This is a genomic window from Tangfeifania sp. (genome assembly GCF_055108615.1).
In genome coordinates this window covers 111,246-124,144 of sequence record NZ_JBSQIC010000001.1, presented here as the reverse complement: position 1 = coordinate 124,144, position 12,899 = coordinate 111,246, and the positions used below count along the sequence as shown (strand labels likewise).

Sequence of the window (12,899 nt, the reverse complement as noted above, 5' to 3'; positions counted from 1 at the left end):
CGCAGATAAAAATAGCAAGAAAAAATATTTTATCCCAATTTCATTAACTCCTTTTAATCAGTGCTTTATTGATATTAGAAAGATCAAGCGGAATTGCTGGTTTACAGGATAATTTTTTGGTTTGTAAAGTTGTTTTATTAGGTTTGGCAAATTTTTAAAATTAACAATATGCTTGTTGTATTTTTTACAAATATTGATTGTTTAATTAATAACTAAAAGGAATTATTTATGAAACTACCATGTATGAAGTATTTTTTAGAATGAATTGGGAAGCTCAGTTCATTCAGGATGAAATTTCCAAACCACTTATTATTAGTCAAATTATATAACCAAATTTTTTTCTATGAAATTGAAATTTATTGGAACTGCATTTTTGTTATTCCTGTATTGTGTGGTTTTCGCACAAACAAAAACAATTTCGGGAATTGTTGAAGATGAAGATGGACTTCCTCTTCCCGGGGTTTCGATTGCAATTAAAGGCACTACAACTGGAACGGTAACCGATGGCAATGGCGAATATTCGCTTGGAGCTTCGGTTGGAGACACCCTGTTCTTTTCTTTTATTGGGAAAACTCCTGTTGAAAAAGTTGTAGATGAGGGTAATGTGATAAACGTGTCGCTTTATGCAGACGAAACAGAACTCGAAGAAGTACAGGTTGTGGCATTTGGTGTTCAAAAGAAAGAGAGTGTTATTTCTTCAATTGAAACCGTAAGACCAGGCGATTTGAAACAGCCTGCCTCCAACCTTACTTCTGCACTTGCCGGAAAAATTCCGGGTATTATTTCCTACCAGACAACCGGGGAGCCCGGTGCCGATAATGCCCAGTTTTTTATCCGCGGGGTTACTACTTTCGGGTATAAAACCAACCCATTGATTTTGATTGACGGCTTTGAAGCTTCTTCAGATGATTTAGCGCGCCTGGAGCCCGATAACATTAAAAGTTTCTCTATTTTGAAAGATGCCTCGGCAACTGTTTTATATGGCGCACGTGGTGCAAACGGTATAATTATAGTTGAAACAAAACAAGGGCGCGAAGGGCCAACAAAAATTAATGTAAGGATCGAAACGCACCTGGCAACCCCAACTCAAATGAATGACCTGCTCGACGGGGTTGACTACATGCGCCTTTACAACGAAGCCCGGGTTTCGCGTAACCCGTTGCTCGGTACCTATTACAGCGAACAGAAAATTCAGTCCACTGCCGATGGTGTTAATCCAATGATTTATCCCAATATTGATTGGTACGATGAACTGTTTAATCAATCGACCTGGAATAAAAAAGCCAATTTCAATGTTTCCGGTGGTGGTAGAGTGGCAACCTATTTTGTTGCCGGTACCATGGAAAACGAAACCGGGTTGCTGAAGGTCGATCCGCAAAATAATTTTAATAACAACATTGACATTAACCGCGTTCAGTTGAGGAACAATGTTGTATTTAAATTAACCCCAACTTCAACACTGGATGTGAAGTTACAGGGGCGCTTCGAAAGATATACCGGCCCACATGCCGGGGCTTCAGATATTTTCAACATGGTAATGAACTCCAACCCTGTTGACTTTCCGGCAGTTTACGAACCAGATGAAAAACATGCTTTTGCCGATCACATTTTGTTCGGGAATACTTTTGTAACCGGTTCATTAAAACAAAACCCCTATGCCGAAATGGTTCGCGGGTACGAAGACCGGAACGAAAGTTCTATCACCGCAAGTGCAACTTTTTCGCAGGATCTGAAATTTATTACTGAAGGGCTTAGGTTTCAGGGAAGAGCTTCAATGAATACCTGGAGCCTTTATTCCAGCAGGCGTTCTTATAATCCATATTATTACGATCTGGAAACGTACAACCAAATTACCGGAAACTATACACTATATGCGCTTAATCCTGAAAGCGGCCAGTCTTATCTGGGAGATGTGGATCCCGGACGCGACGCAAGCGCCCATTATTACTACGAAGGTCGTGTAAACTGGAGCCGAGAGTTCAACAATCATAGCCTGGGCCTGATGACCGTGCTCATGTGGGAAGAATATTTGCTTACCGGGGGTAACAGTAATTCAATTTATGAAACGCTGCCTGAAAGGAATATGGGTAACTCGGGACGTTTGACCTACGACTACGACACACGCTACTTTTTTGAGTTTGCCTACGGTTACAATGGTTCGGAAAAATTTGCCGGTGATAAACGTTTTGGGTTCTTTCCATCGTTTGGTGCCGGTTATTTAATTTCGAACGAATCGTTCTGGCAGCCTTTGGAGCGGGTATTCAACACCGTGAAGTTTAAAGCTACTTACGGTAAAGTTGGTAACGATGCAATTGCACAGAGACAAGACAGGTTCTTCTACCTCTCTGATATTTCAAAAGGAGGTGCAGGTTACCGCTGGGGATCAACATTTATGAATGATTACGGTGGTTACACTATTTCGAGATATGCCAACCCTGATATTACCTGGGAGGTTTCAACCAAATTGAACCTGGGTATTGAACTTGGTTTCCTCGATGATGCATTACAGGTACAGGCCGATTACTTCAGGGACAACAGGAGCCAGATTTATCTCCAAAGGCAAAATTTTCCAGCCACAGCCGGTTTGGAAGCAACTGTTAGTGGAAACGTAGGTGAAGTACTCTCCCATGGTTTTGAGGGTTCAATTGATTACCAGTATGCATCTACCAAAAACTGGTGGCTTACAGGAAGGGCAAATTTCACTTATGCTACCAACGAGTATGTGAAGCTCGACGAGAAAGATTACGCCGATGAATACCTGAAACACAAAGGACATTCCATAAATCAATGGTGGGGCTTAATTGCCGAACGCCTATTTGTGGACGAAGCTGAAATTGAAAATTCTCCGAAACAGGACTTTGGCACCTATCAGGCCGGTGATATCAAATATAAAGATGTGAACGGCGATGGCGTTGTAAACGCGAACGACCAGGTACCATTAGGGTTACCAACGGTTCCTGAAATACAATACGGTTTTGGTTTGTCAGCAGGTTGGAAAAATTTTGATGCTTCCTTTTTCTTCCAGGGTAATGCACGTGTTTCATTGTTTATTGACCCGGGAACAGGCGGTAACGGAATTGCCCCTTTTGCCAACCGGAGAAACGCGCTGACGCTTATTGCTGACGACTACTGGACAGAAACCGATCCCGATGTTCACGCTTTCTGGCCGCGCTTATCTACCCAACCGTTAAATAACAATATCCAAACATCTACATGGTGGCTGAGAAACGGTGCATTCCTTCGTTTAAAAACAGTTGAATTTGGTTATAACCTTCCTGATGGTACTTTCAGTAGTATAGGATTGGAAAACAGCCGGGTTTACTTTAGCGGAGAAAATTTATTTGTAATAAGCCCATTTGACCTTTGGGACCCGGAAATGGGACGTGGTGGCTTAGGATATCCACCTAACAAGAGGTTTAATTTTGGGGTTCAGTTATCATTTTAATACCTAAAAATAGTACAAGATGAAAATATTGAAAAAATTATTTATACTGATTTTTATTCTTGCATTAATGCCTTCGTGTAACGAATACCTGGATGTTGTCCCTGACAACACCATCACACTGGAGGACTTATTTAAATCGCAGGAAGAAGCATGGGATGCACTGGCAAAAGTATATAGCTATATGCCACGTATCGATAAAACACACGAATCAATCTGGACCTGCGGCGATGAGTTTCTGGGCCGCTTGGACCTTAATGAAAATGCCTGGGACCTCAGGGGAATCAGGATTATGCGCGGGCTACAGTCCCCTACCGATCCGTTAATTGGAACATGGTCGGGTACCGGTGCCGGTTCGCCTTTATACACAGGTATAAGGCAGGCAAACGTATTTCTGTCACTTATTGACCAGGTGCCTGATATGACCGATGATGAGAAGAAGGAATGGGCAGCACAGGCTAAATTCCTGAAGGCTTATTACAGCTTTCTGCTGGTTAAACAATATGGCCCCATTGTTATTTCAGAGGAACTGATTACTCCTGATGCCTCTGAAGAACAACTGTTTCTGAAGCGCTCGACAGTGGAAGAAAGTTTTGATTACATTATTAGAATAATGGATGAAGCCATTCCGGATTTGGCGGAAAGAAAAACAGGAACACTTTTAGGCCAGGTTGACCAGGTTATTGCCAAGTCAATAAAAGCCAGGGTATTGCTTTTCAGGGCCAGCCCGTTTTTTAACGGTAACCAGGAATATTTTGGCGATTTTTACAATGAAGATGGTGAACCGTTTTTCCCGTTAACTTACGATAAAGAAAAGTGGAAAGATGCAATTGATGCCATCGACGTGGCCATCGATGCCTGCCAGGCCAATGGGATTGAGTTATATACCTATGACGATCAGGTTTACACCTACGACCGCGAAGCGTATGCTGAAAATCAGGAAAATTTACAACGGATTTACGATTTGAGGTTTGCAGTTACCGCCCCCTGGAATAAAGAACTCATCTGGGGATTTTCGGACCTTGATTATTATAACCAGGGCGAACTGGCCCATTCCACCAATATGCGTTTGCCCGAAGGATACGGTGGCGGTATTACCAATACTCCGCAGTACTCATGGCAATGGATGGCATCTACTTACCGTATGGCCGAGCGTTATTATACCGAAAACGGTGTGCCCATTGAGGAAGACCTCACTTTTGATGCGGACAACAAATGGGATCTCACGCAAACGCCAGGAGCCGATGAACCAGAATACAGGGAATTGGCCGGAGTTATGCAGCCCGGTGCCGAAACTATTAAACTGTACATGAACAGGGAACCCCGTTTTTATGCCAATCTGGCTATTACCGGCGGTTACTGGAGGAGCCACAGTGTTCGCATCAATACCATGATGTATGCCGGCGAAGATGGTGGTTTTAATTCATCGCAGCACAGTACCGACTATTTTGAAACCGGTATTGGTATCAAAAAACTGGTTCACATGGAGTCGAAATCAGGCCACTGGGCCCGTACAATTAAATACCCGTACCCGATTATTCGCCTGGCCGATTTGTATTTGATGAAAGCCGAAGCATTGAATGAATACCTCGATGCACCAAACCAAGAAGTTTACGATGCCATAAATAAGGTTCGGGCAAGAGCTGGCGTACCCAATGTTGAAACAGTTTGGGCCGATGCAGGTATTGTACGTACGGTTAACAAGCACAAAACAAAAGAAGGTATGCGCGATATTATTTTACGCGAACGCGGCATCGAACTGGCTTTTGAAGGCAGCCGGTTTTTTGATATGATACGCCATAAAAGAGCAGTTCAGGAATTTTCAACCCCTGTTTGGGGGTGGGATTACAGAGGAACTACCGGCGCTGATTTCTTCAACCTCGAGGTGAAGCAATCCAGAAGATTTACAATCACTGACCACCTGTGGCCAATCGACCTGAATGAAATCAATACCAATTCAAACCTGGTTCAAAATCCGGGCTGGTAGTTGTTTAATTTTAAATTTTAAAACGATAAATAGAATCGTATGAAAACAACAATAAATTATTTGTTCATATTTGCAGCACTCCTGCTATTTGCAATTTCCTGCGAGGAAAAAAACGGTGCTGGATCCAATGATACTGTTCCACCGGCACCGCCTTTAAATATTACCTACGAACCATTATACGGTGGTGCCAGGTTCTTTTACGATGTACCTGATGATGAAGATGTATTGAGTGTTGAGGCAAGATATACCAATGCCGATGGAAATTCATTCACTTTCTCATCATCTTATTTTGTTGATTCGCTCGACGTGTATGGCTTTGGAGATACCATCCCATACACTGTTGATTTGTATGCCCGCGACAGGGCCGGGAACATATCCGATATAGTTGCTGTTGAGGTAACTCCTCTGGAATCGGCTATTACGCGGGTGGTGAAATCGCTCGAGTTGAAACCCGGCTTCAGCTCTTTTTTCGTTGACTGGAAAAACGAACTCGAGCAAAGTATCAACGTATATATTGACTTTACCTACACCGAAAACGGTGAAGAAAGGTCATTGACCTCTGTATTTTCTTCCAACCTGGAAGAAGACCGTCGGTTTGTGGAAGACCTTGATTTGGGACCTGATGATCCTGTAAATGTGAAAATTCGGGTTTCAGATATTTATGGTAACATGTCAGAACCAGTTGATATGGGAACCATCAACTTACTTGAGGATATGAAACTTCCGAAAGAAGAATGGTTTTTACCGGCAGCCAACGACTCGGTAGGTGGTGTGCCTCAGGCTTTTGGAAATGAGAACGAAGGTCGGTTGCGATATGTTGTCGATGACATTATCGACGAAGGTGAAAACCTTAATTTTATGCATACCGGCGGCCGTGGCCGGACAGGTGATCCTGATGACGGAAACATGCCATGGAATGTGATTATCGACCTTGGTGCCCATTACGAACTGAGCCGGATTGTTACCGTGCAAAGGCATACCAATTTCTGTGGTGAGCTTTGCCGCGGGCAATACTATCAGGCCGAGAATGTAGGTATTTACGAAATGTATATTTGGGACGACGATACCGAAGAATGGGTATATGTTTCTGAAAACAAAATCGAGGTTCCTGAAGGGTTGAGTGAACTCGAATTTGTGAAAAAGGGACGTAAAGGAGATATGGCCTATATGTATCCGGACGAACCCCAATATACCAAGCCTACACGCTGGTTCAGGTACAGGGCCATGAAAAGTTTCAATGGCAATTATACCCTGGATAATGCGAACTGCTTGTCGGAAATAACGCTCTATGGCAGAAAAGCAAATTAAGTTCTTTTAAGTAAACAGAGATTTAAAGCTATAAATTTATGAGAAATATATTATTATTTACAATAATGGTTGTCGCCACTTTCATGTGGTCATGCGATGGCATGTACGACAAACAGGAACAGTTTGAAGGGGAAATTGTGTATCCGGCCAAGTACGATACTATTATCGGGCATATCGGTTTCGAGCGGGTAGAAATTGACCTGCTGAAAGCTGGACGTATCCCCAGCGAAGAAATCAATCTTGGAAAAGCCCAAAAAACCCGTATTGAATACGATGACCAGGTGATTACAATCGATTCACTGGTTTCTTACGTAAACATTACCGGGCTTACCCAATCGAAACTTTACCGTTTCAGGATTTTCACAATTGACCAGTACGGAAATGAATCGGTGCCACAGGAAATTGCACTGATTCCTTATACCAACAGCGATCTTAATTCGCTTGCGATAGCCCCACCCAGAATTATGGCATCGCCTTCGGCGGCAGTTGTTGACTGGCCCAATGGTATATCATCAGTGCTGATGGATTACTATGGATTGAACTTTGAATACACCGATAAAGATGGTGAAGTGCAAACAGGTGAAAGAGGTGAAGATTCAAGGTTCTTTATTGGTAATGTTGAAGCCGGGCAGCCGGTACAGCTGGATATGGAATATAAAATTGTTCCGAAAGTTAACCGCGAACCCATTTTGGATACGCTAATTTTCGAAGACCAGCTCACCATAAACATGCCAACTACCTCTTCTACTTTTGCCCCGGCTGAACGGGAAATTTTAAAGGCAAACGGTGCCACTACTTTCTCTGCCGACGGATTGGCTGATTTTGAACACCTGGTTTATCCGGTAAATGCCAATTCTCTTCAGGATATCTTTTATTTCCCGAACCTGAAAAGTCTTGACTTAACAGGTGGAGATATATTTACAACATTGCCAGTAACCGTTTATAACGGAGGAGGCGTAACCGATGAAGTTGGAGGTGGTGAATATGCACCATTCGTACGTAAAGCAGGAGATATTGCACCAGGTAACGTGCAGGCTCTGAAAGACTTGCTCGAAGCCGGAATACTTGAGAAGGTTTACTATCGCCCCCACTCAATGGGACTGGATGATTTGCTCATGCCTTATGTGGAAAGCGGTGTGGTGGAATTGGTTGAAGGACCTGAAAGTGTGTTGATGGACAACCAGTTCCATCTTGACGGACTTGTGCAGGACGGCAACTGGAGAATGGATATTACCTACCCGGCTGATGATGCACCCGAAGGCGAAGGCATTGAAAATGTGTATAAGGTAGTAAGCAGGGCAACAAGTTCATCCTTTGTTCTTGCTCTTCCGCAAGGATTTCAGTTTAATGCTGAAGAGTACAGGTACTTAAAAATGGATGTATATGCTCCGCCAAAGAGTGCATTTGAAGGTATTTATGAACCATTCCAGTGCTTCTGGCCCCGAATTATGAATAACCTGTGGTCGTTTGGCCAGTTTAGTAGTTTTGGTCAGGAATATTGGGAAATGGAGCACATGTGTATGGATGATGCCGATCTTCAGCAATGGACCGAAGTTACTTTCGATATGCAGCAAGCCGTTGGAAAGCACAACAGGGTATTTGTACTGAATATTGGTACTGAACCATCGATTGACTTCGACAGTGATGATATTGTTTACTATCTGGCTAATATCAGATTTGAAAAGGAATAAGTTTTAAGTTTGAATAAATTAAAAAAGTCCGTCCTGTAAAGGATGGACTTTTTTATTGATAGCTATTTGTCCTTCTTCTTGAAAATACTTTTTATCGATTTCCACAAGCCTTTTTTCTCTTCTTCTTTCTTTTCAGGATACTGTGCTTCGTTTAGTTTTTTTTCTTTCGACTTCCCGGCAAAAAGTCTGTCGAGCAAGCCGTCGCGGCGTTCCATTTCAAGCATTTCCCTGTAGGGCGGAATGTCTAAATCCGCCAGCAATTGGTCATCAAGGTTGGGGAATTGGGTATTTTTAAGGTTTTGGTAGCGGGAACTGCCGTATAATTTATGAAAAAACTTACCCACTATGGGCAATGCCATGTAAGAACCCTGACCGTAGGTAATGGTACGGAAGTGAATGCCGGGCTCTTCGCCGCCAACCCAGCATCCTGTAACCAAATGCGGTGTTAAGCCCACAAACCAGCCGTCGGAGTGGTTTTGTGTGGTCCCGGTTTTTCCTGCAAAATCGCCGGGGATTTTGTAAACCGTCCTGATTTTTGTGCCGGTTCCTTCGTTTACCGCCGATTCCATCATGTGTGTAACTAACCGGCAGTTCACCGGATTAATATCGGTTAGCTTGCCGGCAGGGCGCTTAAACTCTTCAAGCAATTCGTTATTACTGTTCGAAATGGAAACAAGGTAATAGGGTTCAACCTGCATTCCGCGGTTCACAATTGTAGCGTATGCCAACAGTAAATCTTTCAGGCTGATTGAAGCAACACCCAAAGCCAGCGAGGGAACCTGCGGAAGGTCGGATTTTATGCCCAGGTCGCGGACGGTTTCAATCACGTTGTTAATCCCGGTCTGCATTAACACATCTACTGCAATAGTATTTACCGATTCAGAAAGCGCCCCTTCCATGGTGTAAAAACCGGTGTATTCGCCGTGGGAGTTGGATGGCGACCAGTTATCGTATTCCTCGTAAACTTTTTTCTCGTTGGGAATATACTCAAACGGGCTGACTCCATTTTCGAGGGCGGCGAGGTAAACAAATGGTTTAAATGTGGAACCGGTCTGACGTTCAGAAAGCACATGGTCGTATTTAAAGAATCGAAAATCGATTCCTCCCACCCATGCTTTTAAAGCGCCCGAGGAAGGTTCGAGGGCCAGAAACCCGGCATTGAGAAAACGCAGGTAATGTTTTATTGAATCGAGTGGTGTGGTTTCAACTTCCTTCAGGCCATCCCATGTAAACAGGCGGGTGTTAATTTTTTGGTTGAAGGCAGCATCAATTTGTTCATCGGAATAACCGGCTGCAACCAAACTTTTATACCGGTCCGAACGCCGGATGGCCCGTTCAAGAATGTGCGGATTTCCACGCCAGGGATCTGCATTTTTCCAGTGGTTGTCGAAAACATTTTGCAGGTTTTGCATGTATTCGGTAACCGATTGCCGGGCAAAATACTGGTAATCGTAGTTGATGGTTGTTTGTATTTTCAGCCCATCGGTATAAAGGTTATACGGTTTCCCGTTTTCTTTTACATTGTTGGCGCACCATTCCAGCAATTCAGGTTTCAGCATTTCAATAAAATAGGGTGCAGGCCCTTCGTTATAAGAAATCCGCCTGTAGTTAATTTCCAGGGGGAGTGCCATTAATGAGTCTCCGGCAGCTTCCGAAAGGTATTCGTTTTTCACCATTTGGGCGATAACCACGTTGCGGCGCTGTTTTGATTTTTCGGGGTTGATACGCGGATTGTACCTGTTGTTTGCCTTTAACATTCCAACCAGGACAGCTGCTTCATCAACTGTCAATTTGCCGGGTACCTTGTTAAAATACCGTTCGGCCGCCACCTCAATTCCATAAATATTTTCGCCAAAAGGCACTGTGTTCAAATAGAGTGTTAAAATTTCTTCTTTACTGTAAATGCGTTCCAGCCGATAAGCGATAATGGCCTCGCGCAGTTTGTTTACCGGCAAAGAGAGTATTCCCACATCGTTGCGGGGGAACAGGTTTTTCGACACTTGCTGGCTTAGCGTACTTCCTCCGCCCGAACTGCGGTCTTGCAGCAAAATGGTTTTTACCAGCACCCTGAGCAGCGCAATTTCATCAATCCCGCGGTGTTCGTAAAATCGTGCATCTTCAGTTGCAATAAGTGCGTTTATTACATTGGGCGAAATTTCATCGAAGCTTACATTACTTCGGTTTTCAACATAGTATCGGCCAAGCAGCTTGCCTTCTTCAGAAAAAACTTCAGAGGCTTGTGGATTTATAATTTCGTTGAGCTGGCGTGTGGAGGGCACGTGCCCGGTAAAGCCAAGATAAACCAGCAGAAAAAAGAGAAAGAAAAGGATGATCCCGACTACTGCTGCTTTCAGGGTAACTATGAAAATGCGTCTTCCGGTACTTTTCTTCTGTTTTTTTCTTCTCTTTTTTGCCGGAGTTTTTTTTACAGCGGATTTATTTTTTGTTTTCTGTGTTGCCATGTTTTTTGAATAAAAGGCAAAATTATACATTATAACGGATAAATAGTGCTGATGTTTTGTGTTATTGTTTTTTGAAAGGTGAATGGGTGGTTGGTCTTCAGTAATTTACTTTTTTTCTAAATTATCTCCAAAAATTTGAATTAATTTTGTGTTGGATACATTTCCGGTTTTTACCATAATAAGTTTTGGTGGTAACGACCTCAACAGGAACGAGTCCAAAAAAATACTGTCTTTGCTTACCACAATTCTATTTTCTTCTATCGCCTTTTGGATAATCTGTTTGTCTTTGGTTTTGTTTTTATCAGGGAGTTCCAAAGTATGCACAGAATTATATCCTCGTTGAATCAGGAAATCGGATAATGCTTTCGGTAATTGTGTATTAATTATAAATTTCACGAGGCAATTTTATGGATGCTTTTAATGTTGGTCAGTTTTGGAGCATATTCAAGGCAGGCCAAAAAATCTTCCCTCTCCAAATCGGTGTAGTCGTTGAGTAATTCTTCAATCGTCATTCCGGAAGCTAATAGTTCGAGCATATTTTCAACCGGATACCTCAAGCCGCGGATTGTTGGCTTCCCATGACAAATTTCCGGGTCAATGGTAATTCTGTTTAATAAACTTTCCATTTCTTTTTTTTCAAAAAGAAGGAATTCTTTTGAAAATTGAATAAGAAATATCAGGCTGCCGGTTTCTGTAACTTGTTGTTGCGTGTCTCGGAAAGCACTGAAAACGTGCAGGGTTTGAGGGATGGTATTGAGCAGGCACTAAAGTGATTCATTTTTTATTCTTCCACGCCACATTTTGTTCCGGTTGGTTGGCCTGTCCCAGAATTTCCCTGTACAAATCCGGTCTCCTGGCTTTGATGTAACGGCTGCCGCCGGCGTTTCCCAGTTTATCAGGTGTTATTGTTGTTGTAACCACATCGTTGCCCAGTTCGCGGCACTCGGCAATTACATCACCAAAAGGATCGATAATCATGGAACATCCGTTTTTCAACTGGTCGTCGTCCATGCCAATGGGGTTGGCAAACACGGCATAAATGGCATTGTCGTAAGCTCTTGCCGGGAGCCACTTCATCAACCATTCGCGTCCTTTCATGCCGTCAAATTCCAGCCGCAGCGAAGTGGGATCGTTTTCGCGGTTCTCCCAAAGTTTGGGGTCGCAAAATCCTGCACCGGGTCGTGGCGACGGGGTACACATGGTAACGTGTGGCATGAAGATTATATCGGCACCCAGCAGTTTGGTCGCCCGCACATTTTCAATAATGTTATTGTCGTAACAAATTAAAATTCCGCATTTCCAGCCAAACAGGTCAAAAACGCAATACTCGTTTCCGGGCGTAATGTGTGGATTAATAAAAGGGTGCAGTTTATGGTATTTGGCCACCAGCCCGTTTTTATCGACACACACGTAGGCTTTTAAGATATTGTCGTTTTCATTTTTCTCAAAAAGACCGGCAAGAATGGCCATATCGTATTTTTGGGCAATCCGGGTAAGCTCAGTAATGCTTTCGCCCTCGGGAACCGGTTCTGCCAAATCGAGCATCTGATTTTTGGAAAGGCGCTGCGCAAAAGTATAGCCGGTGATGGAACACTCGTGAAAAGCAATAACCTTCGAACCTTCGGCTGATGCTTTTTCGGTAAGTGATTCAATTACTGAAAGGTTATACTTTTTATCTCCGCTTTTATTTTCGAACTGGGCAGTGGAAATTTTTAGTTTCTCCATTTTGAATAGATTATTGAATTTTCAGGGACTAATTTACATATTTTATTCAGCCGGGAATATCAACCACTGCATTTCTAATGCCATGTCAAACATAAATTGTCAAGTGCTGTCATTTCCCGTGAAGCGATTCCAATGGAAGAATCTGAGGCATGAAGATGAGAAATCTCAAATATCACAGCAGGTTTCTCTCTAAAGTGCCAATGACCGATTTTTGTAACGTGTTGTATGTAAGCAAAAAGCCAAATGACAAAAATCAAATTTCAAATAAACTCCAAAAAACAAGA

8 protein-coding genes are annotated in these 12,899 nt (G+C 43.0%); 4 read left to right on the top strand and 4 right to left on the bottom strand.

Annotated features, from left to right (window positions below; translation table 11 throughout):
- Window positions 1-343 precede the first annotated feature (343 nt).
- From ACTCNA_RS00550 to ACTCNA_RS00535, 4 genes are read left to right on the top strand one after another with little or no spacing between them, the layout of a single operon-like run.
- On the top strand, window positions 344-3,445 hold the full coding sequence (locus ACTCNA_RS00550; protein WP_462945941.1) for a SusC/RagA family TonB-linked outer membrane protein: 3,102 nt from the start codon (window positions 344-346) through the stop codon (window positions 3,443-3,445).
- 19 nt (window positions 3,446-3,464) lie between these two features.
- On the top strand, window positions 3,465-5,429 hold the full coding sequence (locus ACTCNA_RS00545; protein ID WP_462945940.1) for a RagB/SusD family nutrient uptake outer membrane protein: 1,965 nt from the start codon (window positions 3,465-3,467) through the stop codon (window positions 5,427-5,429).
- Window positions 5,430-5,468: 39 nt separating this feature from the next.
- On the top strand, window positions 5,469-6,737 hold the full coding sequence (locus tag ACTCNA_RS00540) for a DUF4959 domain-containing protein (RefSeq protein ID WP_462945939.1): 1,269 nt from the start codon (window positions 5,469-5,471) through the stop codon (window positions 6,735-6,737).
- A 38-nt stretch (window positions 6,738-6,775) separates the two neighbouring features.
- On the top strand, window positions 6,776-8,428 hold the full coding sequence (locus ACTCNA_RS00535) for a DUF4998 domain-containing protein (protein WP_462945938.1): 1,653 nt from the start codon (window positions 6,776-6,778) through the stop codon (window positions 8,426-8,428).
- Window positions 8,429-8,490: 62 nt separating this feature from the next.
- Here the strand turns inward: ACTCNA_RS00535 and ACTCNA_RS00530 are convergent, their stop codons facing one another.
- From ACTCNA_RS00530 to ACTCNA_RS00515, 4 genes are all read right to left on the bottom strand, one after another.
- Entirely contained in the window at window positions 8,491-10,890 is a 2,400-nt protein-coding gene (locus ACTCNA_RS00530; protein ID WP_462945937.1) for a penicillin-binding protein 1A, read from the bottom strand.
- A 105-nt stretch (window positions 10,891-10,995) separates the two neighbouring features.
- Complete coding sequence (locus ACTCNA_RS00525) at window positions 10,996-11,286, bottom strand: DUF5615 family PIN-like protein (RefSeq protein ID WP_462945936.1); 291 nt, start codon at window positions 11,284-11,286, stop codon at window positions 10,996-10,998.
- Complete coding sequence (locus tag ACTCNA_RS00520) at window positions 11,283-11,516, bottom strand: DUF433 domain-containing protein (RefSeq protein WP_462945935.1); 234 nt, start codon at window positions 11,514-11,516, stop codon at window positions 11,283-11,285. Before ACTCNA_RS00520 ends, ACTCNA_RS00525 begins: the two co-directional genes overlap by 4 nt.
- Before the next feature lie 148 nt (window positions 11,517-11,664).
- The gene (locus ACTCNA_RS00515; RefSeq protein ID WP_462945934.1) at window positions 11,665-12,615 is read right to left on the bottom strand and encodes a nitrilase family protein; all 951 of its coding nucleotides are present in this window, start codon (window positions 12,613-12,615) and stop codon (window positions 11,665-11,667) included.
- Window positions 12,616-12,899: the final 284 nt, after the last annotated feature.

Bases quoted from the DNA above. Each gene is read 5' to 3' on its own strand.
- ACTCNA_RS00550 (WP_462945941.1), top strand. From the start codon at position 344: ATGAAATTGAAATTTATTGGAACTGCATTTTTGTTATTCCTGTATTGT.
- ACTCNA_RS00545 (WP_462945940.1), top strand. From the start codon at position 3,465: ATGAAAATATTGAAAAAATTATTTATACTGATTTTTATTCTTGCATTA.
- ACTCNA_RS00540 (WP_462945939.1), top strand. From the start codon at position 5,469: ATGAAAACAACAATAAATTATTTGTTCATATTTGCAGCACTCCTGCTA.
- ACTCNA_RS00535 (WP_462945938.1), top strand. From the start codon at position 6,776: ATGAGAAATATATTATTATTTACAATAATGGTTGTCGCCACTTTCATG.
- ACTCNA_RS00530 (WP_462945937.1), bottom strand. From the start codon at position 10,890: ATGGCAACACAGAAAACAAAAAATAAATCCGCTGTAAAAAAAACTCCG.
- ACTCNA_RS00520 (WP_462945935.1), bottom strand. From the start codon at position 11,516: ATGGAAAGTTTATTAAACAGAATTACCATTGACCCGGAAATTTGTCAT.
- ACTCNA_RS00515 (WP_462945934.1), bottom strand. From the start codon at position 12,615: ATGGAGAAACTAAAAATTTCCACTGCCCAGTTCGAAAATAAAAGCGGA.